Below are 22423 nucleotides of genomic sequence, written 5' to 3'. Positions count from 1 at the left end.
CCTTGCTAGTATTTATGAAGATATTTCTTGATCGTATGACCGAAGGAGAGTCGGGGGGCAAAAGGCTCCATGTGTACTTGGGGGTATTCTTATTTGCGCTTTATGTTTTGTGCGCCGTGCCATTTTCTGGACCCGCATATCTAAGTGACGAGATAGGATATCTCACAAAAGCTGCGGCATTGGGTGGGAGTGATGTTGATTATGCAACGAGTTGGTTTGGAGGTTATTCCATATTGATTGCTCCGTTGTTCTTGATTTTTGATAATTATGAGATGGTTTGGAGGGGTGTTCAGTTTTTCAATGCATTGATGTTTTTTGGGTCATTCTTACTTACGAGAAAAATATTGAAAAGTTTTTTCCCTGGTGAGCATGAAGGGGAAATTTTGCTTGCATTGTCTGTTGCAGCGTTGTATCCGTCCTGGTTGGTGTTGACAGCCTACTCTTTTACCACGCCTGCAATTGTTTTCTGTTTCTGCCTTTCGCTGTACATGTTTACGCGTATCGAGAAAGGTTTGCTTTTTGTTTGCGTAAGCTCCTTGGTAGTTGGTTTTATATATTGGATACATCCGACAGGGTTAGCCGCAATATTTGGTGCTTGGGCTTCTTATTTTCTCTACGCAAGAAGAAATGGACAGTGGGGCTACTTTTTAGTTTGCACTGTCATAACTATCCTGATGGTTCTTGCTTATCAATTTGTGTTTCATCCTGGTTTGAATTTGGCGATGACACCTGTCGGCTACGCGCAGGATTCTCATTACACCGAGGGAAAAAGTCTTTCGGAGAGACTGATCGAGTTGGATTTTTATAAGAATTTCGGTTTCAAGTTGATTTCTCAGACCTTGGCATTACTGATCTCGAGCTTTGGGCTGGTAGGTGCTGCTTTTTTCTACTTGTTTCTCAAGTTTAGGAAGTCAGTTAGGTTGTCGGAAGGTGATGAGGGCGTATTAGATATCCTAGGTGTCTGGTTGATGGTCACGTGCTTGGCAGCCCTGGGGATGGGGGCCGCGTCTCTGTCGCTTCAACCTGACGTCGAACGGACGGATATATGGATTTACGGACGATATAGTGAGCCATTTATATATCCGATGCTGGCAATCGGTTTGGTTTCTGCGTACAGAGGCTTTAATAAAAAATTGCTCTGCGTTTTGGCAGTAATAATGGCTGTATTTTTTATTTATGGGTCTAATGTTGAGATTAAAGGGTTTAATAATTTAGTCAATATATCGTCTTTTTGGCCGTATGCGCTGTTTCCAGAAAAGGACGTGAATTTTTGGCTTGGTGTTGGAGTTGGCGGCGTATGTTGTATATTATATTTGCCTAGAAATTTTGCGGTGGTTTTGGCGCTGTTTCTTTCTATTGCTTGCTTCCAGTTTGGGATAAGTTGGCATTTCAATATCCTATCTAAGCATAGCAAGCCAGACGCTTTGGTAAATTTTATTTATGAGAATTTTGAAGAAAATACCTGTGTTGCTTTTGATGATCGCAAGTCAAGTCAAGGGCAGAGTGAAAGACGAAATCTGCTGGCTTTTTATCTCTTTAATTACAATTTTCGGCGTTACAGCTTCAATGATTGGTTTTTAAATTGCAATGGGATTTTCTTAAGTCAAGAAGAGTTATTTGCATTGCCGTCTGACGTAAAAAAAATTGCCGGTAGCAATAGAAGTGGGATCTCTGTATATGCAAAAAATGAAGATATTAAGAAATTGGATTTCGCAGCATTTTTTGATTCTGATTATTTTTATGATTCCAAAGGCGAGCTAAGCTGCTTACACGTTAGTTGCCTGTATTTGCCTGCAAATAGGCTGGCTGATTTCTCAGGAGTTGGTGAGCTATCCGGGGGGAGGTTGTTGTCTGTTGGAACGGCCGGAGTTCTATTCCATGGGCCATATGTTTCTTGGGATAAAGGTAGTTATCGAATAGAGATTAGTTTGAATGGTTCGGACGCCACGGGAGCTCGCCTGGATGCAACGAGTGAAGCAGGAAAAAACCTGCATTTTGTAAAAAAAATTACAAATGAAGAGTTGAACCAAGGCCACGCGTATGTCTCATTTACCTTAGATGAAGATGTAAATGCATTCGAAGTTCGGCTGTTCGTTGACGAGCATTCGAAGATTGCCGTGCAGAGTGTGCGTCTTGTCCCTGAGGCCTTACCGTAAAGTGCTCGATGAAACTAGTTATTCAGATTCCGTGCTACAACGAAGCGGAAACGTTAGCGATCACTTTGGCTGCGCTTCCTCGCCAAGCTCAGGGCTTCGATGTGGTGGAGTGGCTGATAATCGACGACGGGAGCGACGATGATACAGTTACCGTTGCGAAGGCGTGCGGCGTTGATCATGTTGTTCGTCACACACGTAACCAGGGACTTGCGCGGGCGTTCATGACTGGGCTGGATGCTTGTTTGCATCTGGGCGCGGACGTGATAGTCAATACTGATGCAGACAACCAATACTGCGCTGACGATGTCCCAGCCTTGGTTCAGCCGATTCTTGAGCGGCGCGCAGAAATCGTTGTTGGTGCCAGGCCGATTGAAACGATCGCTCACTTTTCCCCGCTCAAGAAGGCTTTACAGAAACTGGGTAGTTGGGTTGTTCGAGTCGCCAGCAAGACGGACATACCGGATGCGCCCAGTGGCTTTCGCGCTATGAGTCGCAGCGCTGCTCAGCGCTTAATGGTGTTCAACGACTACACCTACACTTTAGAGACTATTATCCAAGCGGGACAAAAAAACATGGCCATTGTGTCGGTGCCTGTCCGCGTGAATGGTGATTTGCGCCCCTCTCGTTTGGTAAAGAGCATTCCTTCATACATCAAGCGAAGTGTTGTCACTATTGTCCGGATTTTCATAATATACCGCCCATTCCGATTTTTTGGAACGATTGGTGTTGCATTGTTTGGTGTCGGGTTTTTGTTGGGGTTGCGCTTTCTATGGTTTTACCTAGAGGGACACGGAGGCGGTCATGTGCAATCTCTGATTTTGGCCGCATTGTTGATGGGCATGGGATTTCAAACAATATTAATTGCATTTGTTGCAGATCTACTTGCTGCAAATAGAAAGCTGACCGAAGACATTAGGTATCGTCAGATGGAGAACGGAAATCGGTCCGATGCTCAGAGTTTTCATGTGAAGAGCGTGCGAGAATTCGAGTGAGTTTTTTGTGAAATTGAAGCGGCGTAAGAAGGAATAAGATTCGTGCTGAGTTGTTTTTAGGATTATTCGACAGTCTGTCGCAGATAATTAATATGAAAATTTCCCAAGGTCAATTCGAAAAAGGAATTGTTGTCGGTAACAATTTCGATAAGTATGGTTCTTCGAATCCAATTGTTCGAGTGATTATGCGAGGCTTCTACGGTGCGTTGGATGGGCTTGTTCATAAGATAAAGCCATCATCAATCCACGAGGTTGGCTGTGGGGAGGGGTATTGGACCGTGCGTTGGGCCGGTGAAGGCATTGACGTTAGAGGCAGTGACTTTTCAAGTAAAGTTATTGACATCGCTAAGCAGAATGCTAATGCGAGGGGGGTTGATCCTCATATTTTTTCATCTAGAAGCATTTATGATCTTCGTCCGGAGAGAGATGCTGCTGATCTGGTGGTGTGCTGTGAAGTTCTTGAGCATTTGGAAGACCCTAGAGCTGCGCTAAATGTCCTGCGCAACATTTCAGAGTCGTATGTCATCCTCAGCGTGCCAAGAGAGCCAATATGGTGTGCGCTTAATATGGCGAGAGGGAAGTATGTCCGAAGCCTGGGTAATACTCCCGGCCACATCCAACACTGGACGAGCCGCGCATTCGTTGGCCTTGTGTCTGAGTACTTTGAAGTCCTGGAGGTAAGAAGACCATTGCCTTGGACGATGCTACTCGCGCGGGCGCGAAAATAATATGTCAGGGAGGTTAAAGACGGCACTTCATCTGCTCGGGGCTGTGCTGGGTCTTGCGGGAGTAGTTTTTGTGGCGTTTCGACTTCACACCTATGCTCAGTCCGTCGAACTAGATCGGTTTAGCAAGCTCCAATGGTTTTTCTGGTTCTCCTTGGCAATTATTTACGGGGCAGCTAATTGGTTCCTAGCCCGTGCGTGGTGGCTTCAACTGAAATATGTGGGGGTGGCTTCAGAATGGTGTTGGGCAAGGCGCACATACGGCATTTCCCAATTGGGTAAGTACCTTCCAGGCAATGTGTTTCACCTCGCTGGTCGACAAGCCCTTGGATTGGCGGCAGGGATACCTGCTAGGCCCCTTGCGCAGTCCATGGCATGGGAGCTTGGCTTGATTGCTATTGCGGGAGCTTCCTTCGCAATTTTGGCTGCTCCGCTACTGTTTCCTGCCCTCGACGTGCATACTGGTGCTCTTGTCTTCCTGGTGGGGGTTGGAGTACTTTGGTGGTTGGCGCGCTATGCTCTGACACCCTCTATCGCTACTGCTTTGCTTTGGCAGTTTGCGTTCCTTGTTGTCTCAGGTATGACTTTCGCCGGCACGCTTTCTCTGCTTATCAGCATTGAAAGCCTTGTGCCCATTCTTCCTGCAATAGTAGGGGCGTTTGTGGTAGCCTGGCTCGCGGGCTTGCTCACGCCGGGAGCTCCGGCAGGTATTGGTGTAAGAGAAGCGGTGCTGCTTTACCTGCTTTCGCATGCGGTAGCGCCCTCAGATGTTGTGGTTGCGGTTGTACTGGGGAGAGGCGCTACTGTTTTAGGTGATTTAGGGTTTTATTTGGTGTGCGCGGCACCCAGACCCGCAACAGGCAAATCATAGAAGTCCCTCACAACAGCCCATGCTTCGGTCGCTGTATCAACCTGTGTGAAGAGGTTAAGATCCTCTGGCGAGATCGCGCCTTCATCGACCAGCGTTTCAAGGTGAAGCAACTTATTCCAGTATGCGCTTCCGCACAAAACGATAGGGACTGGCTGGGCTTTCTTGGTTTGAACCAGTGTAAGCACTTCAAATAGCTCATCAAGCGTGCCAAATCCCCCTGGGAACACAACCAATGCCTTGGCACGCATCACGAAGTGCATTTTGCGCAAAGCGAAGTAGTGGAACTTGAAGCTCAGGTGCGGTGTGACGTAAGGGTTGGCAGACTGCTCATGGGGCAGCGCTATGTTCAGTCCGACTGACGGGACGCCCACGTCGTGAGATCCCCTATTGGCGGCCTCCATAACCCCTGGACCTCCGCCGGTGCAGATGAACAACTTGTCTTCCTGCGGCAGAGACAGGCTATGGGTTGCTACCAGGCGTCCAAACTCTCGGGCTTGCTCGTAATAGGCCGATGTGCGCACGGCTCGCTCGGCCAGCGCTATGGCTTGAGGTTCGTTCGACGCTCGTGCCGCCTGCAGCTGGGCCTGCGCGACGTCCGGGGCTACGAATCTTGCGCCGCCATACACCACTACCGTGTTGTGAATGCCCGCAGCCTGTAGACCCAGGTCCGTTTTGAGCAACTCCAACTGAAAACGAATGCCTCTGGTCTCCCTGCGCAGCAGGAACTCTGGGTCTGCAAAGGCCAGGCGGTAGGCATCTGGTTCCAGGGGCTCTCCATGATCGGCATGGGCCTGCAGCTCTGCCCATGCGTTCGCGAGGGGTGAACTTGACTCGTCCTTGATGTCTTCTGTGGTGTCCATGTTAGCTATGATAAAAGAAGCGGATGGCCTATGCTGAATGGCCTTGGGATGGCGTTTCAGCGGGTGCTGAAAAAATAAAAAAGGCCCCTTGCGGAGCCTGTTTTTTTGAGTGCCGCGCCAGGCGGCTGAACTCAGACGCGCTTGCGGTATTCGCCAGTGCGTGTATCAATTTCGATCTTGTCGCCTTGTGCCACGAAGAGGGGCACTGGAACTTCAAAGCCGGTGGCAATCTTGGCTGGCTTCATGACCTTGCCAGACGTGTCGCCCTTAACTGCAGGCTCCGTCCAGGTGATCTCGCGCTCGACGGAGGTAGGCAGCTCAACGGAGATGGCTTTGCCGTCGTAGAACACCACTTCAACGGACATGCCGTCTTCGAGGTAGTTCAATGCGTCTGTCATGTTTTCGGCTTCGACTTCGTACTGGTTGTAGTCAGCGTCCATGAAAACGTACATGGGATCTGCGAAGTAGGAGTAGGTGCACTCCTTGTGCTCCAGGATGACCTGGTCCATCTTGTCGTCTGCTTTGAAGACGACTTCCGTGCCCATGTTGCTCAACAGGGCTTTGAGCTTCATGCGGACTGTGGAAGAGCCGCGGCCCCCGCGAGCATATTCGGTACGGAGGACGATCATCGGATCTTTGCCATGCATGATGACGTTGCCGGCGCGGATTTCCTGAGCGATTTTCATAACGGTATTCCAGTGAGTAAATGGTGAGCGGCGCTGCTCGTGCACTGGAGGCTGTATATTGGGCCGGGCGCGCTGGCAGCGGGGCAAAAGAGCGTGAGCATGGCCGCTATGGTCACCCTCAAGACTTCATCAAAACCTTAAAAGACTTGAATTACGCCCAAAAAAGGCGTGTCCAAAGCGTGTCCCCAAGGCATTGCGTTTTCCGCAAAGCCTTTAATTCTATCGCTTTTCTGCCACAAAGTTAAGCAATTGGGCTGTCAAATCGTCTTCGCTTAGCAGCCGTTGGCGGCTTTCGTGCACGCAATTTTGCCACTCATCCAGGGGTAATTGGGGAAGGGTGGCATGTTCTACAGCATTCCAGATGTTGTGAAATCTACGCAATGAGTCAGGTGCGCGCAACCAGTCCAAAAAGGCCTCTAACTTGGCGTGGTGGGCGTTATCGTCCTGGGGGTAGATTTGCCATACAAAGGGTTTTGCAGCCCATATCGCTCTCACAAGCGAGTCTTCTCCCCGAACGAAATTCACATCGCATGCCCATAGCAGCTCGTCATACTCACTTTGCGGCAGATGGGTAAGGCAGGTAATGGACAGCGATCCCCATCGGCCAGACTGCGCGATCGAACTTGTCTGACGCGCAAGCACGGATGCCACGGCGGCGGTGGCACGCCCCGGCGTGACGAGTAGCCGGGTTGCGTCAGAGCGTTGTGCCAGTTGGTTCAAAAACTGCTCTAGCGCGACCGGTTCGTAGCAAAAAAGTGACACCAAGCGCTCGCCTTGCCACTCAATAGCCTTGTCGGCCAGCCAGGCAGCCCGGTCGAATGCGCTCTGGCGTTGAAGCAAGTCTGGTTCACGCAGCAATCCGCCCGTAGCACCTGTAAAGCCGGGATAGAAGAACCACTTGGTCAGCCCTGCCGCAGGTCCGTGCAGAACGGGCGAAGGCATGCGGTGCATTCGTTCTACATAGCTTTCCGCACTGAGGTATTCCAGATTGATCCAGGTGGGGGCAGGACCTCCGGCAGTGGAATGCGTGACGGACGCGGTAACGGATGTTCCAAAGGAGTCGGCAAAGTGAGCAACAAACTCCGCGGGAATCTCACAGCCAAAAGCTTCTACCCATACATCTGCCAGGGGCAAGTCGGCCATATCGCGGTGGCTCCACTTATGCACTTGCACGCCCGGCCAGAGACCCTCCAGTGCGCCGGGCGCCATCCAGGGCAGAGCATGGGCATCGTCAACCCACAATCTCACTCGGTGCCCCAGTGCTGCCAACTGGGCAGAAAGGCGCCAGCAGACTCCCAGGTCGCCGTGGTTATCAATGACGCGGCAGAAAATATCCCATGTAAGGGGAAATATGGTGATTGGCACGCGGAGCATTGTGCCGCCATAAACTCGACCCATGAGCGTTCTTCCGCCACCCACTGATTTGCCGGCCCCCGCCGATGACTTGCCTACCCACAGCCAGGAGCTATTGGCTCAGGTGGCGGCGTTGCCGGGTCTGCCGGGCGTCTACCGTTATTACGACACGGCCGATCAAGTCTTGTACGTTGGTAAGGCTCGCAATCTGAAGAAGCGCGTCACCAGCTATTTTCAGAAGAATCACGGCGGCACGCGCATTGGTCACATGGTGGGCCGGATTGTCCGGCTGGAGACCACGGTGGTGCGCTCGGAAGCAGAGGCCTTGATTCTTGAGAACAATCTCATCAAGACCCTGGCGCCGCGTTACAACATCATTTTTCGCGACGACAAAAGCTACCCGTACCTCAAGATCACCGGTACCGGTTTGAAAATGCTCGAGGATGACGGGTCAGGCTCACCATCTCCCGAAACCTATGCGCGCGTGGCTTATTACCGGGGAGCAACCGACAAACGGCACAGGTATTTCGGTCCCTATCCGGGCGCGTGGGCCGTCAAAGAAACCATTTTGCTGTTGCAGAAAGTTTTTCGCCTGCGCACCTGTGAAGACACGGTGTTTGCCAACCGCACGCGCCCATGTCTGCTCTATCAGATCAAACGCTGTACGGGGCCTTGCGTGCGCTACATCGGTGTTCAGGAATACGCGGACAACGTCCGGCACGCCGAGCAGTTCCTGCGCGGTGAGACCCAGACCGTGCTGAAAACGCTGGAAGAACGCATGATGACGCATTCGGTTGCGCTTGAATTCGAGCAGGCGGCGGAGATACGCAATCAGATGCAAGCCTTGTCTCGCGTGCTGCATCAGCAGGCGGTTGAAGTGGGCTCGGATGCGGACGCGGATATCCTGGCGGTGAAGGTCCAGGGCGGGCGAGCGTGCGTGAACCTGGCCATGGTTCGTGGGGGGCGGCACCTGGGTGACAGGGCCTACTTTCCCGCGCACGTGGAAGATGCTCAAGCGCTGGTGACTGAGCGTGGCGGTGAGGAAGCTCCCACCGTGGAAGCGCATGTGCTGGAGGCTTTCATTGCGCAGCACTATCTCGGCGTGCCCGTGCCGGAGTCACTGATCACCAGTGAACCGGTCAGCGCTTCGCTGATCAAGGCGCTGGGCGAGCAATCCGCCATGAAGATCAGCGCTCAGCACGCGCCCCGCGGTCAGCGCAGGGTATGGCTGGAGATGGCTCAGCAGAACGCTGCACTGCAACTGGCAAGGCTGTTGGCCGAAGAGGGCTCGCAGCAGGCGCGTACCCGTGCCTTGGTGGAGGCGCTCGATCTTGCGCCTGACAACATGGAGCAATTGCGCATTGAGTGTTTCGACATCAGTCACACGGCGGGCGAGGCTACCCAGGCCAGCTGCGTGGCGTTTCAGGGCCACCGCATGCAGTCCGGTGAATACCGGCGTTACAAGATTGAAGGCATCACCCCTGGCGACGACTACGCCGCCATGCGACAGGTGCTGCAGCGCCGTTATGGCAAGCTGGCCGAGGCCATGCAAGCCGAGGACGCGGCAACGAATGTGCGCATGCCTGATCTCGTGCTGGTGGATGGGGGCAAGGGGCAGGTGTCCATGGCACGTGAGGTGTTCGCAGCGCTGGGCCTGGATTTGTCACTCATCGTCGGAGTGAAGAAAGGCGAGGGCCGCAAGGTCGGACTGGAAGAGCTGGTGTTTGCCGATGGACGGGAGACGGTCTACCTGGGGCATGATTCGGCCGCACTGATGCTGGTGGCGCAGATTCGTGACGAGGCGCACCGGTTTGCCATCACAGGCATGCGTGCACAGCGCGCCCGTGTGCGGGTGGGTGGCAGCCGTATTGAGGAGATTGCCGGTATTGGCCCCAAACGCCGTGCGAGGCTGTTGCAACGCTTTGGCGGTGTGCGGGGTGTAGAGGCCGCAAGCATTGAAGACCTGGCTACGGTAGAAGGTATCTCCTATCAATTGGCTGAGGAGATCTACCGCGCGCTGCATTGACGTTGATGCGCGAAGGGGGTGGAGGTATCAAGACAACGTTGCGGCAAGGTGTTTGCAAGTTGTTTGCAGGGCGTTGGGCAACGTCTTTTGATGCTGTTTTCAACAGTAAGAGCGAACGCTTGCACACATAGCTGCACATAGCTTCGGCAGCCATGCCACAATCGTCGCCATGTTTTTCACTATTCCGACGATCATGACCTGGACGCGCATTGTCGCGATCCCACTCATCGTTGGGGTGTTCTACCTGCCATTGGCGGCTGAGACCCGCAATGTCGTGGCCACCGTGATGTTCATAGTCTTCGCATGGACGGATTGGCTCGACGGTTATCTGGCCCGCAAACTCAATCAGACTTCATCGTTCGGGGCCTTTCTTGACCCCGTGGCAGATAAATTCCTGGTGTGCGCCTCGCTTCTTGTACTGGTTCACTTGCAACGAGCCGACGTGTTTGTGGCGCTCATCATCATTGGCCGCGAAATCGCCATTTCAGCGCTGCGCGAATGGATGGCCAAGATCGGAGCCAGCAAAAGCGTGGCTGTGCACATGCTGGGCAAGGCCAAGACCACCGTGCAGATGGTGGCCATCCCGTTCCTGCTCTACGACGGTGTCTTGTTTGAGATGATAGACACGCGGATCTGGGGAACGGTATTGATCTGGGTGGCTGCGGTCCTTACGGTGTGGTCAATGGTCTACTACCTGCAGAAGGCATTGCCTGAAATTCGTGCGCGTGTGAAATGAAGCCCGCTGATGGCCAGACGCTGATCCGCAGCATGCCCGCGGTCTTCGTGCTGATATGGGCGACTGGCTTCATTGTGGCCCGCTACGCCATGCCGTACGCGCCACCTTTTACCTTCCTGTTGCTGCGTTATCTCCTTTCCATTGCTTGCTTCGTGGTCTGGATTGCCATCGCTGGCGTGCGCTGGCCGCAAAGCGGGCTCCAATGGATTCACCTGGGAGTGGTCGGCGTGCTCATGCATGCGCTCTACCTGGGCGGCGTGTGGGCGGCGGTCAAGGGAGGGATGGGTTCAGGCTTGTCATCCCTGATAGTCGGCATACAGCCCGTGTTGACGGCCATCTGGCTGTCTGTTTCTGTCGGGAGCGGCCATCGTGTCAGCCGCAGGCAATGGGCTGGCCTGATACTGGGGTTTGCAGGCTTGGTGCTGGTGGTGTGGCGCAAGCTGACACACGGAAGCCCCAATGACCACGTCACCGTCATCAACATGGCCTGGGCATGTTTGGCGCTGGTGGCCATTACCGCGGGCACGCTCTACCAAAAACGTTTTGTTGCGCCCTGCGACGTACGCAGCGCCAACGCTGTGCAATTGATCGCAGCGGCAGTGATAACAGCCCCTTTGGCCTGGCTTGAGCCTGATTCTGTGCAATGGAACGCCCAGGTGGTGGGCGCCATGGCTTGGTCTGTGCTTGGGCTTACCTTGGGTGGCAGCTCGCTCCTCTATCTCTTGATCCAGCGTGGTGCCGCAGCTTCTGTGGCCAGCCTGATGTACCTGGTGCCTCCCACCACAGCCATCATTGCCTGGACCCTGTTCGACGAGCCGATTACGCTGGCAACCATATTGGGCACGGCGTTGACGGCCATAGGTGTCAGTCTGGTGGTAAGACCAGCCAAACCCCGCTGAACTTGTGCGTTATCTTGCAAGATATGGTGTTGCTAAGTCGCCTAAGCTGTTCGTTGGGCTCTTCGGCGTCGATATTTCAGTCTAGAATGCAACGCTCGCTGGCGTTTCAGCGTTCGCTGGCAAACTTTTGCTGACGGGCGTGAGCGTATCGCAGTCAGCGGTTAAATGGCAGGCCAAGCGACCAGGGCCAAGACATGATTGTCTTGAACGTACCGTCGCATGACCAGATTCACAATTCTTGAGTAGAGGGGCACCTTTGTGAACAAAACCGAGCTGATCGAACACATCGCCAACAACGCAGATATTTCAAAGGCTGCTGCTACACGCGCGCTAGAGGCTACAATCGGCGCTGTCAAAACTACCCTGCGTAAAGGCGGTACCGTTTCGTTGGTTGGTTTCGGCACTTTTGCAGTCGGCAAGCGCGCTGCGCGCGCAGGCCGTAACCCACGTACTGGCGCTACGATTAAAATCAAGGCAGCCAAGGTACCTAAGTTCCGTCCGGGCAAAGCCCTGAAGGATGCATTGAACTAATTCCGGCATCATCCGGTGGGGTGCTTAGCTCAGTTGGTAGAGCGGCGCCCTTACAAGGCGTAGGTCGGGGGTTCGAGCCCCTCAGCACCCACCACCCACCAGTTGAAGCAAGGCGAACATTGGTTCGCCTTTTTTGTCGTTAGGATGACTCAAGAAATTGCACCTTCCGGGGGTGCATACCTCGAAAAGCGAGGGCCTGCTTGAGAGCCTTTTCCATTTGGGCCAGCCAGACAGAGTTTCGTGCATGTTCAATTTCGTTCGTAACAACACCAAGATCATGATGGGGGTCTTGTTCCTGCTGGTCATCCCATCGTTTGCGCTGGTAGGTCTTGAGGGCTATACCCGCATGAACGAAAGCGCCAACAAAGTGGCGCGAGTGGATGGCAAGAACATCACGCAGACCGAATGGGACAACTTCCATCGGCAGGAGATTGACCGCGTTCGAGCGGCCAATCCGAATGTCGAACTGGCGCAGCTTGATACCCCGGCAATGAAATACGCCACGCTGGAGCGCATGGTCCGCGACCGCGTTTTGGCCGCTGCGGCGAATAGCGAACATCTGATTGCTACCGATTCGCGTGTGGCCACTGAGCTGCAAAATGATCCGGCCATCGCTTCACTGCGCAAACCAGATGGAACGCTGGACATGGAAATGTACCGTCAGCTTCTGGCTCGCCAGGGACTGACTCCTGAAGGCTTCGAAGCTGGCGTTCGCGCTGAATTGTCTGCGCGCCAGGTATTGGGTGCAGTGGTCGGTAGTGGCCTTGCAAGCCAGGCGCAGTCAGACGTAGCTTTGGGTGCATTCCTGGAGCAGCGTGAGGTTCAGGTCGCTCGTTTCTCGCCGGCCGAATTTGCCAGCAAGATCAACCCCACCGACGCCGATCTGGAAGCTTTCTACAAGGCGCACGCGGCTCGTTATCAGGCGCCAGAGGCAGCCAATGTTGAATACGTTGTGTTGGATCTGAATAACGTCAAGAAGTCCGTGGCGGTAAGCGAGCAAGATCTCAAAACCTACTACGATCAAAACTCCGCAGGCTTTGGTACCAAAGAAGAGCGCCGGGCCAGTCATATTCTCATTCTGGCAGCCAAAGATGCTCCAGCCGCTGAGCGCGAAAAGGCCAAGGCCAAAGCCCAGGAGTTGCTGCAGGAAGTGCGCAAGACTCCTGGTAGCTTTGCCGCCGTTGCCAAGAGCTCATCACAAGACGACATGAGCGCCCCGAGTGGTGGTGACCTTGGTTTTTTCCAGAGCGACAAAGGCCTGGATCCGGCCATCAACAAGGCGACATTCAATCTGGCCAAGAAGGGCGACATCAGCGACGTGGTTGAAAGCGAATTCGGCTATCACATTGTTGAGTTGACGGATATCAAACCAGCGGTTGTGCCTTCGTTCCAGGAACTGCGTGCCCGCTTGGAAGATCAGTTGCGCACTGAGCAGGCGCAGCGACAGTTCAGCGAGTTGGCGGAAGCATTCACCAACGGCGTGTTTGAGCAGTCTGACAGCCTCAAGCCCATAGCAGACAAGCTCAAGCTACCGATCCAAACAGCTACTAATGTTGCGCGTACACCGGCTGCCGGTGCGACGGGGCCTTTGGCGTCGCCTAGATTCCTTTCAGCGCTTTTCTCCTCTGATTCACTGAACGGAAAGCGGAACACTGAAGCTCTTGAAATTGGTGCCAATCAGCTTGCAGCTGGGCGTGTAACGCAATACACCGCCGCCCATGCGCGTCCATTCGCAGAAGTGAAAGCGGAAGTTCGGACAAGATTTATCGACGTTCGCGCTGCGGAAATGGCTCGCAAGGAAGGCGAAGCTCGCCTTGCCGCATGGCGCGCACAACCGGCGACAGCAACCACTCTGCCGGCTCCTATCGTGATTTCACGCGAGAACCCACAAGAACAGCCAGCAGTGTTGCTGGAAGCTGTTTTGCGGGCGGACGTCGCCAAACCACCTGCTTTTGTGGGCGTTGATCTGGGGCAAGGGGGCTATGCAGTCGCTCGGGTGAACAAGGTTGTTCCCAGAGAGGCTTCTGCGGCTGACGCGGCGGCGCAAGAGCGCTCGCGCTATGAGCAGATCTGGGGCTCAGCTGAAGGCAAGGCGTATTACGACGTGCTCAAAGCGCGCTTCAAGGGCGAAATTTTGGTGCCTGCACCGACAGCCGGGCAGGCAGTCGCAGCGGGAGCCTCAGAGCAGCGATAAGGGCTTGACCCAGCTTACCGGCTGAGTTCCTCCGTCAAAGAGCCACCTTAGCGGTGGCTTTTTGCATCTGCGCCCCTTGCTGTAAGCGCGGTGTGGAAGTCAGCCTAGCGAAGGACTGCCCGGCACACTGTCCACCCAGAAGACGCCAATACGGCTATGTCATCACACTCGGATCAAGGGACCGCATGCGGCGCATAGAATCGCGCCTTCATGCGTTATTGCAAAGGGGCTTTAGCCCTTGCTCAAGCACTGTGACATGAATGCCTTGCGCTCGTCGCCCTTTTTACCTGTTGCGTCTGCGTTACAGGTTTTCATTTTTTCCTGCTGAGCTTTTCTGCCATCAGAAAGGCAGGCCTTCATGAAGTCCTTTCGCTCGTCACCTTTTTTGCCTGTGGCCGCTGTGTTGCAGGACTTCATGACCTCTTGCTGCTTATTGTTGGCGAATGCCGGGCCAGTGAACGCCGTTGCAAGGGCAGCCAGGATCAGGAACTTGCGCATGGAAATCTCCAGATTAGGCCCGAAGGTGGGCGCCACAGTTTATCGGTTGGGTTGCTGTTTTCCAAGCGGCTCATCGGCGGTGGGCGGGGCTTTTATCACGTGTACTGCCTTATTTTTGCCCGTGGCGATGGCGCTCCTATTCCTCGCTTCCGAGCCCGCTGTGGCGCAAGTCTACCGTTGTGGGAGCAGCTATCAGGCGCTCCCATGCGCCGGGGGGCATGAGCGCGTGCAGGTGATCAAGGTGACCCAGGTGGACAGCCCTGCTCAAGTTGCATCGACAGGGAGTTCAGCCATGTATCTATGTAAGCGCTACAGCGGGCGGCGATTTTGGACCAGTCGCCCTTGCAGCCAGCACAAGGCGGCCATGCTGGAGCGCCAGGTACGAGTTCCTGTGGGGCTTAAGTGGAAGGAAAAGCTGGCGTATGCCATCCGCGAGCACCGCAATGCCGAAGCCTTGCAGACCACGCCCACCCTCACCGCCAAGTCGACCCGTCCAAGCCAGGTGCAAAAGTAAATTCAGCGCATGTCCATCGCTTGCCATGCTGGGCAGCGCGATTTTCCCAGGTTCCACATGCGTCAGAATCAGCGTGATGCCCCTTTTGAACCCCCTGTCATTGCCAATGACTGACGCGAGAGACTGCCTGGAGGCTCATCAGGTTCTGATTTATTTCATCGCCATCGGTGCGGCCGCCCTGTGTGCCTTTGCTTGGCCAAGTGCCACGCGGTTGGAGCAACTGGTCAACCCAGCGCTTGCCTTCATGCTGTTTGTGACCTTCCTGCAGGTGCCCATGGCGGCACTGAGGCAAGCGTTTACGCGCATGCAATTTGTCGGTGCTTTGCTGTGTGCCAACTTCATCGCTGTCCCGCTCGTCGTGGCGGGGCTGATCCAATTCCTGCCCGAGGATCCTCTGATACGACTTGGTGTGGCGATGGTGCTGCTGGCTCCTTGCATTGATTATGTGGTGACGTTTTCGCATCTCGGGCGCGCCGATGCCAAGTTGCTATTGGCCTCAACGCCTCTCCTGCTGATTGTTCAGATGGTGCTCTTGCCTGTCTACCTTGAGCTTCTCCAGATAGACGCATCCGGAGAACTGATGCGCTTGGGGCCTTTCGTCGATGCGCTCATCTGGCTGATAGCTGCGCCGCTTGCGTTGGCCGCGCTGTTGCAGAAGTGGGCCAGTCGCAGTCCAGCCATCAATCGCATGGTAGTTCGTTTGGGTTTGGCGCCTGTGCCTGCAACCGCAGTGGTTCTTTTCATTGTGGTGGCCGCGGTGATGCCCCAGATGGGTCAGGCGATGGATGCCGCCATGCAGGTCATTCCTGTCTACGTGGCGTTTGCGGTCGTGGCACCCATGCTGGGGTGGTGGATTGCCCGTGGCTTTGGCTTGGAGGTGGCCGCCAGTCGATCCGTCGCTTTCAGTGCCGCTACGCGAAACTCTCTGGTGGTATTGCCACTGGCACTTGCGGTGCCTGGCGCTGCGCCCCTGCTGCCTGCTGTGATCGTGACTCAGACGATGGTCGAGCTGGTCAGTGAACTTATCTATATCCGCTTGTTTCCCAAGATCGGCCGAACAAATGACGCGCGCTAGGAATTGGTCAGCGAGCGCCACACCGGCATCGACAAGCGGCCGCTGTTCGCTCCCTTTTGCGCTCTATTCGCCCACCTTGCGGCGCGCGACCTTGACCTCCGAACGCTGAGCTTTTCCTGCCAGTCTGCGCTGCCTGGAGGCGTAAGTAGGTTTGGTCGGGCGGCGGATTTCTGGCACTTGCGCAGCTGCCGTCACCAGATCGTCAAGGCGCGCCAACGCGATGGCTCTATTTTGCTCCTGAGTCCGCGCGGACTGAGCCTTGAGCACCAAAATGCCTTCCTTGGTGACGCGCCGGCCTGGCAGCGCCAGCAGGCGCTCCTTGATACCGGCCGCTAACGATGACGCGCGAATATCAAATCGCAGGTGAATGGCTGTCGAGACTTTGTTGACGTTCTGACCACCCGGGCCTTGCGCCCGGACAGCCGTGATCTCAACCTCATTTTCATCCACCTGTGATGCCACGTTCAGTCTTTCAGCACGCGCGCTTTCACGGTGCGACCCTTGATACGTCCCGCACTCAGGCGCGCAGCGACTTCCGGTGCGATGCTGCGCTCAACCGCAATGTAGGTGGCGAACTCGTTGATGTCGATCTTGCCCACTTGCTCGCGCGAGTAGCCCAGATCTGCCGTTAGCGCGCCCAGAACATCTCCCGGGCGAATTTTTTCCTTGCGTCCTGCCTGGATGTGAACCGTAGCCATGGCGGGCAGCAGGCGGCTTCCTGGTGTGGGTGTGAGGTCCGTCAGGGGATGCCAGACGGAAGGCTGGCCTTGCAATTGTTCGATGCGTCCCACGGCTCCCATCTCATCCATCGTCGCCAGACTGAGCGCGAGCCCAGTCTGTCCAGCGCGGCCCGTGCGTCCGATGCGGTGGACGTGGGCTTCCGGGTCCGGAGAGATGTCCACATTGATCACGGCAGCAAGACCTGCTACGTCGAGTCCCCGTGCGGCAACGTCCGTTGCCACGAGAATGGAACAGCTGCCGTTGGCGAAGCGAATCAGGACCTGGTCACGATCGCGCTGCTCCAGCTCGCCGTGTAGCGCCAGCGCGCTGTAGCCCTGCGCTTGCAGCATTTCAGCCAGTGCACGGCAACGCGCCTTGGTATTGCAAAAGGCCAGTGTGCTCGCAGGCCGAAAATGCTCCAGCAAACGTGCGACGCTTGCAAGCCGCTGATCGTCTCGCACCTCGTACCAGCGTTGCTCTATCTGATCGTTGTCATGCCGTGACTCCACCTTGACCGACACGGGGTTGCGGAGGAACTGCGCCGCCAGCTTGGCGATGCCGTCTGGGTAGGTGGCCGAAAAAAGCAGTGTCTGCCGCTCTGCCGGGCATTGACGGGCCACCTTCTTGATGTCATCTACGAAGCCCATGTCCAACATGCGGTCGGCTTCGTCCAGCACCAGGGTCGACAAGGTATCGAGCTTGAGGTGGCCCCGGTCCATGTGGTCCATCACGCGCCCGGGGGTACCCACGACCACGTGCGCACCACGCTCCAGGCTGCTGGTCTGTCCGCGCAACGGAACACCGCCAGAGAGGGTGACAACCTTGATATTGTCTTCGGCCCGGGCCAGTCGGCGGATCTCTGTGGTGACCTGATCAGCCAACTCACGCGTGGGGCACAGCACCATGGCCTGCACAGAAAAATTGCGTGCGTCGAGCTTGGCCAGCAAGGCGAGTGCAAAAGCCGCGGTTTTCCCGCTGCCTGTCTTGGCTTGCGCAATCAGGTCCTTGCCTTGCAATGCGGCGGGGAGGCTGGCGGCCTGGATGGCCGTCATTTCAAGGTAGCCCAAGCGCCGCAGGTTTTCCTGCGCTGCGGGGGAAAGAGGGAGGTTGTCGAAACTATTGGAAGTTGCCGGGAGAGAAGTCATGCCCGCATCTTACGCACTGCCGCTGACGTATCAAACGTATTATGTGAGTTCACGGCGGTGATTTCGCATGCCGGTCCAGGCCTCTTTCATAAAAGCACTCCATGACGCCTCCTTTGATGAAGCCTGACACCCGTCAGGGCATGTCGCGCCGCAGCTACCTGGGCCTTTCCATGGCTGGCTTGGCCGCTCCCTGGTTGCAGGCCTGCGGTGGCAGCTCCGATGGCATTGATCCGACGCCTCCTGACTGGGCAGGCTCCAAAGCGGTGCAATGGTGCCGAGACAGCATTCGCGAATCCTTGGCTAGGCCAGATTCCGCCACCACGGCCGTCTCCGTGGCCTTGCTTGCGGATGACCGCGTGGTCTGGCAAGAGGCATTCGGATTCGCTGACCGCGAGAAAGGGGTGCCCGCCGCGGTAGGGACCGTTTTCAATATTGGTTCCGTTTCCAAGGTGGTCACTACGCTCGCGGTGCTGATATTGCGAGAGCGCTCCAAGCTGAAACTGGATCAGCCGCTGGTGGAGCTGCTCCCCGGATTTCGCATGCTATCGCCGGAATTCAAACAGGTCACGGTGCGGCATCTGCTCTCTCACAGCTCAGGCTTTCCCGGCAACAATATGCGGGACAACGGCAGCTTCGCACCCTATCTGGGTTATGCAGAAGATACCCAGCGGGTTCTGGAGAACTCTCACCTCAAGCACGCGCCTGGTGAGCTGGCCGTTTACTGCAATGATGGCTTTACCCTGGTTGAACGTCTTGTCCAAGCGGTGGATGGTCGGTCCTTTCCTGAGTTTGTCCGGCAGGAGATATTCATCCCGCTAGGCATGCACTCTGCAGGGTATCCATTGGCGCCCTTGCCAGACGGCACTTATGTGCACCCGTACTTCAAAGGCCAGAGCCTTCCGCAGGAAATGTCGACACCGTTTGGAACGGGAGGCATTTTCACCACCGCAACTGACATGCTCAGGTTCGGGCGGATGCTGCTTGATCAAGGCGTCTATGAAGGTAAGCGCCTTGTCTCTGCGGAGGCCATTCGCGAAATGGCGGTCGACCAAGGTGCACGGACCCTTATCAACCCTAGCGCACATTCATGGAAATGGGGGTTGGGCTGGGATTCAGTGCAGCAGGCCGGCATGAATGCCGGGGGCGTGAGAGCTTGGAGCAAAAACGGCGGCACCACCTTTTTCTCCAGCGAATTTTTTGTGTTGCCAGAACTTCGCATGGCTTTGCTCATTGTGGGTAGTGGTCACGACTACCAGCCAGGAAAACTTGCCGAAGGATTGCTGCTCCGGGTCGCCGCAGAACGCGGCGCCGTTCGGAGCTTGCCGGGTTCGCTGATGCCAACGGTCCCCCCGGTCGCGCAGCAGACGCCGCCATCCGCTTCCGAGGTGCAGGCGCGCGCAGGCGTGTATGCCAGTTCCAAACCGCCTTTGCAGGTCAGCAATGAACGAGACGGTTCGCTGACGTTGAGCAGTTGGAACGGCTCGTCCTGGGACGTTGTTCAGGGGCAACTGCGTCTGCGCAACGACGGGTATTGGTGGTCGGATGCTCACCCGGAGACCAATTATCGGTTCCAGAGCGTGGGCGAGCATCACTATCTGATTCGCCGGGAGTTGTCAGGCAATGCGCTGAGCTGGGGGGAAATACCGATAGGGGAATGGTTGCCTCCATCAGACATTGCACTTCCAGCAGCCTGGAAAGCCAGGTTAGGCAGTGATTGGCGATATGCCAACGACTCTCCCCAGGCCGTGACTCGTCTGTACGCACCCATTGTGTGGCACATGAACGAACTCGAAGTGCTGCCGGGCTATCTGCTATTCGAGAATCAGTTGCTGCGTGTGACAAACGACGATCAGGCCGGGATGATCGTCAAGGTCCCGGGTAATGATGGTCGCGACCTTTTCGAAATCAGCATGGTGAAAGTCCAGCGAAATGGGGTGGAGTCCGAGCAGCTCCATCTCGGGAGCGTGGTGTTTGAACGCTTCTCGCCCGAAGAGCCGACTGCAACCAAGAGCCATCTCTGAAAACGACGGCCGGGTCCGGGCTGAGCGCCATGCTTTGATGGCCCATTCCGAAGGCAAGGGGCCTCTACGACGAGCCCCGGAGACATTGTCCCCCGAGGACCCAACGCATAGGACCGACAAGAGCGCACAAGATAATTGAAGCCGTTCTTCGCGGATCGGCACGGCTTCGGGTTTTGGTGACCAGGCTCATTGACGAAAAACCAATAATGGAACAGAATGGAAATCATGGTTCTATTATTAGAACAATAGCTTGGGAATTCCATTGCGCACCGGATGGTCCGCTCGTCATGCGCTTTGCAATTGGCGCCCGGCGTTGATTTCCGGCGGCCAGCAGGGGCCATTTCAGGGGCATGAGGAGTCTGAGTGCAAGGGCGTAGTTCAAGTGTGGTTGAAGACAATGGGTTTCTCGCAACTGGCCGCGAACGGGCAACCGGTGCAATTGGCGCCCGGCGTTGATTTCCGGCGGCCAGCAGGGGCCATTTCAGGGGCATGAGGAGTCTGAGTGCAAGGGCGTAGTTCAAGTGTGGTTGAAGACAATGGGTTTCTCGCAACTGGCCGCGAACGGGCAACCGGTGCAATTGGCGGACCCCGTTCTCCCATCCGGACTTTGCGAATACTTGAAATCATTGCCAAGTCCACGGAGGGTGTTGGACTTGCCCAACTCAGCCAGAGCTTGGTGATTCCCAAAACCAGTTTGTTCAACATGCTGCGTCCATTGGTTGCCGAGGGATACCTCCTGCAACTCGAATCGGGCTATGTACTCGGACCCTCTTCATTGCGCCTCTCGTTTCGCGCCAGCCGCCATTCGGCTTTCCTGCGAAGCATGAGACCTGCGTTGGAGCTCTATGCTTCCCGCCTGGGGGAGACGACGGCGTTCGTTATGCTCGACGAAACGCAGGCGCACACCGAATATATGGAAGTGGCCGAGGGAAGCCGGGCCATCAGATATGTGGTCCGAGCAGGGGAGACGAGGCCTCTTTATTGCACCTCCGCCGGACTTGCCGTCATGGCATGGCAGCCAGCTCACCAGGTGACCCAATATCTTGAGACCACCGACTTGCAGAAGGTAACGCCTCAGACCGTCATTGATCGAGCCGCAATCATGGAGAAACTTGAAATCATTCGTCGTGAAGGCGTTTGTGTCACCAAGGGCGAGTACAGCGAAGATGTCTGCGGAATCGCCGCACCTGTTTTTTGCCGTCCACGTCCGGACCTGGCGGTGGGTGCCGTGACCACGGGCATTCCCATGCACAGGGCTACCGTTTCCCAGGATTTCTATACCAATCTTGTCAAGAAGGCTGCGGCAGACATTTCCGCGGAGTTGGTGAGGTCCTATGCGCCATCTTGAGCACGCACGCTGGCTTGCATGTCTGGAGCCAGATGCAGTTTCCGATTCAAGGCTTGCGCAGCTTCACCCAAGCTTGGCAGCCAGAGTTTCCTAAAACCGACCACTGAGGAGATTTTCATGAGTTCAGAACAGTCCGCGGACACAACGAATGATTTGCTCGTAGAGCGAGAAGGCGCGGTGATGCGCCTGACCTTGAACCGTCCCCAGCGCCGCAACGCGCTCACGGACGATGTTCTCCTGCGCCTGGGGGCTGCTGTACGGCAAGCCAATGCGGATCGCAGCGTACGAGTCATTGTGCTGACCGGAGCGGGCGACAAGGCCTTTTGTGCCGGCGCTGACCTCACGCCAGGGGACACACCATTCAAACCTGACTTTGCCCGTATGCAGTTACCGCTGGCCGATTTGGCGCGCGCGGTGCATGACTGCCAGGTGCCCATCATCGGTCGCATCAATGGTGTTTGCATGGCAGGAGGGCTGGGTCTGTTCGGCCTGTGCGACATGGCCGTTTCCGTCGAAGAGGCGCGCTTTGGCATGCCAGAAGTGAAGATAGGGATTTTTCCCATGCAGATCCTCACCATCCTGCGCGATCTGATTCCGCCGCGTTTCTTGAATCAGATGTGCCTTACCGGCCAACCCATTGACTCCAAAACCGCCTTTTCACTGGGCATGCTGAACAAGGTTGTGCCGGCTGCCGAGCTCGATGCCGCTGTGGATGCGCTGGTTGCCGACGTCATGGCCGTTTCGCCGCTGGCTGTGCGCCGTGGCAAATACGCCATGCATGCGGTAGAAGCGATGTCGTTCCACGAAATGATGGCATTCACCGAAAGCAACATCTCCGCCATGATTCAGACCGAAGATGCGCGAGAAGGCCTTGCCGCGTTCAATGCCAAGCGGCCGCCTGTATGGACGGGTCGCTGAAAAATTCTTGGTGAATAAGGAAGGGGAGGCAAGGCGCAAGGCCGACAATTGCTTGCCGGTCCGCCTTGGGTGCGTGGAATGTTTGCAAAAATCAGGGAAAGTCTTCTCCCTGTCGTGGGTCAGCGCGGCCTAGAATGAGCTTGAGGCGGTATCGC

The 22423-nt window shown here is 55.7% G+C and carries 21 protein-coding genes and 1 tRNA gene; 15 read left to right on the top strand and 7 right to left on the bottom strand.

What is annotated here, in order from left to right:
• Positions 1–35: 35 nt before the first annotated feature.
• The 4 genes from ABIE13_RS17615 to ABIE13_RS17600 all read left to right on the top strand — a co-directional run bounded on the left by ABIE13_RS17615 (position 36) and on the right by ABIE13_RS17600 (position 4744).
• On the top strand, positions 36–2156 hold the full coding sequence (locus tag ABIE13_RS17615) for a hypothetical protein (RefSeq protein ID WP_354445808.1): 2121 nt from the start codon (positions 36–38) through the stop codon (positions 2154–2156).
• Positions 2157–2164: 8 nt separating this feature from the next.
• Positions 2165–3148, top strand: a complete 984-nt coding sequence (locus tag ABIE13_RS17610) for a glycosyltransferase family 2 protein (protein WP_354445806.1) — start codon at positions 2165–2167, stop codon at positions 3146–3148.
• Between the two features lie 92 nt (positions 3149–3240).
• Entirely contained in the window at positions 3241–3876 is a 636-nt protein-coding gene (locus ABIE13_RS17605; protein WP_354445804.1) for a class I SAM-dependent methyltransferase, read from the top strand.
• A gap of 1 nt (position 3877) precedes the next feature.
• A complete protein-coding gene (locus tag ABIE13_RS17600) occupies positions 3878–4744 on the top strand; it encodes a hypothetical protein (RefSeq protein WP_354445803.1) in 867 nt (288 codons plus the stop codon).
• Here the strand turns inward: ABIE13_RS17600 and ABIE13_RS17595 are convergent.
• The 3 genes from ABIE13_RS17595 to earP all read right to left on the bottom strand — a co-directional run bounded on the left by ABIE13_RS17595 (position 4699) and on the right by earP (position 7664).
• A complete protein-coding gene (locus ABIE13_RS17595; RefSeq protein WP_354445801.1) occupies positions 4699–5604 on the bottom strand; it encodes a TIGR00730 family Rossman fold protein in 906 nt (301 codons plus the stop codon). The genes ABIE13_RS17600 and ABIE13_RS17595 overlap by 46 nt on opposite strands.
• A 131-nt stretch (positions 5605–5735) precedes the next feature.
• The gene (efp, locus tag ABIE13_RS17590; protein WP_354445799.1) at positions 5736–6290 is read right to left on the bottom strand and encodes an elongation factor P; all 555 of its coding nucleotides are present in this window, start codon (positions 6288–6290) and stop codon (positions 5736–5738) included.
• A gap of 219 nt (positions 6291–6509) precedes the next feature.
• A complete protein-coding gene (gene earP, locus ABIE13_RS17585) occupies positions 6510–7664 on the bottom strand; it encodes an elongation factor P maturation arginine rhamnosyltransferase EarP (protein ID WP_354445798.1) in 1155 nt (384 codons plus the stop codon).
• A 22-nt stretch (positions 7665–7686) separates the two neighbouring features.
• Between earP and uvrC the strand changes: the two genes are divergently transcribed.
• From uvrC to ABIE13_RS17555, 6 genes are all read left to right on the top strand, one after another.
• Positions 7687–9669 carry an excinuclease ABC subunit UvrC gene (gene uvrC, locus ABIE13_RS17580; protein WP_354445797.1) on the top strand — a complete coding sequence of 661 codons (1983 nt, stop codon included), beginning with the start codon at positions 7687–7689 and terminating at the stop codon, positions 9667–9669.
• A gap of 169 nt (positions 9670–9838) precedes the next feature.
• Positions 9839–10405 carry a CDP-diacylglycerol--glycerol-3-phosphate 3-phosphatidyltransferase gene (gene pgsA / locus ABIE13_RS17575; protein WP_354445796.1) on the top strand — a complete coding sequence of 189 codons (567 nt, stop codon included), beginning with the start codon at positions 9839–9841 and terminating at the stop codon, positions 10403–10405.
• Complete coding sequence (locus tag ABIE13_RS17570; RefSeq protein ID WP_354445794.1) at positions 10402–11304, top strand: DMT family transporter; 903 nt, start codon at positions 10402–10404, stop codon at positions 11302–11304. Before pgsA ends, ABIE13_RS17570 begins: the two co-directional genes overlap by 4 nt.
• 258 nt (positions 11305–11562) lie before the next feature.
• Entirely contained in the window at positions 11563–11835 is a 273-nt protein-coding gene (locus ABIE13_RS17565; protein WP_354445792.1) for an HU family DNA-binding protein, read from the top strand.
• Positions 11836–11853: 18 nt separating this feature from the next.
• Positions 11854–11929, top strand: a tRNA-Val gene (locus ABIE13_RS17560).
• A gap of 150 nt (positions 11930–12079) precedes the next feature.
• Positions 12080–14029 (top strand): SurA N-terminal domain-containing protein, encoded by a 1950-nt coding sequence (locus ABIE13_RS17555; protein ID WP_354445790.1) that lies wholly within the window; start codon positions 12080–12082, stop codon positions 14027–14029.
• 231 nt (positions 14030–14260) lie between these two features.
• Here ABIE13_RS17555 and ABIE13_RS17550 read toward each other — a convergent pair whose 3' ends face one another.
• Entirely contained in the window at positions 14261–14527 is a 267-nt protein-coding gene (locus ABIE13_RS17550) for a PsiF family protein (protein ID WP_354445788.1), read from the bottom strand.
• Between the two features lie 121 nt (positions 14528–14648).
• Between ABIE13_RS17550 and ABIE13_RS17545 the strand changes: the two genes are divergently transcribed.
• Positions 14649–15041 (top strand): hypothetical protein, encoded by a 393-nt coding sequence (locus tag ABIE13_RS17545; RefSeq protein ID WP_354445786.1) that lies wholly within the window; start codon positions 14649–14651, stop codon positions 15039–15041.
• Positions 15042–15147: 106 nt separating this feature from the next.
• A complete protein-coding gene (locus ABIE13_RS17540; RefSeq protein ID WP_354445784.1) occupies positions 15148–16116 on the top strand; it encodes an arsenic resistance protein in 969 nt (322 codons plus the stop codon).
• A 63-nt stretch (positions 16117–16179) separates the two neighbouring features.
• Here the strand turns inward: ABIE13_RS17540 and arfB are convergent, their stop codons facing one another.
• Together arfB and dbpA are read right to left on the bottom strand one after the other, a co-directional pair.
• Complete coding sequence (gene arfB / locus ABIE13_RS17535) at positions 16180–16578, bottom strand: alternative ribosome rescue aminoacyl-tRNA hydrolase ArfB (protein ID WP_354445782.1); 399 nt, start codon at positions 16576–16578, stop codon at positions 16180–16182.
• 2 nt (positions 16579–16580) lie between these two features.
• Positions 16581–17981 (bottom strand): ATP-dependent RNA helicase DbpA, encoded by a 1401-nt coding sequence (gene dbpA, locus ABIE13_RS17530; protein WP_354445780.1) that lies wholly within the window; start codon positions 17979–17981, stop codon positions 16581–16583.
• A gap of 101 nt (positions 17982–18082) precedes the next feature.
• Between dbpA and ABIE13_RS17525 the strand changes: the two genes are divergently transcribed.
• Together ABIE13_RS17525 and ABIE13_RS17520 are read left to right on the top strand one after the other, a co-directional pair.
• Entirely contained in the window at positions 18083–20002 is a 1920-nt protein-coding gene (locus ABIE13_RS17525; RefSeq protein WP_354445778.1) for a serine hydrolase domain-containing protein, read from the top strand.
• A gap of 607 nt (positions 20003–20609) precedes the next feature.
• Positions 20610–21350: an IclR family transcriptional regulator gene (locus ABIE13_RS17520; protein WP_354445776.1), complete on the top strand. Its 741-nt coding sequence runs from the start codon at positions 20610–20612 to the stop codon at positions 21348–21350.
• Here ABIE13_RS17520 and ABIE13_RS17515 read toward each other — a convergent pair.
• Entirely contained in the window at positions 21335–21469 is a 135-nt protein-coding gene (locus tag ABIE13_RS17515; protein WP_354445774.1) for a hypothetical protein, read from the bottom strand. The genes ABIE13_RS17520 and ABIE13_RS17515 overlap by 16 nt on opposite strands.
• Between ABIE13_RS17515 and ABIE13_RS17510 the strand changes: the two genes are divergently transcribed.
• A complete protein-coding gene (locus ABIE13_RS17510) occupies positions 21468–22268 on the top strand; it encodes an enoyl-CoA hydratase-related protein (RefSeq protein ID WP_354445772.1) in 801 nt (266 codons plus the stop codon). The two genes, ABIE13_RS17515 and ABIE13_RS17510, sit on opposite strands and share 2 nt — an antisense overlap.
• Positions 22269–22423 lie beyond the last annotated feature (155 nt).

Origin of the sequence: Ottowia thiooxydans, assembly GCF_040548795.1 — a bacterium.
GTDB classification, from domain to species: domain Bacteria; phylum Pseudomonadota; class Gammaproteobacteria; order Burkholderiales; family Burkholderiaceae_C; genus Ottowia; species Ottowia thiooxydans_A.
The sequence above is the reverse complement of the archived record's forward strand: the minus strand, read 5'-3'. Positions and strand labels throughout refer to the sequence as shown.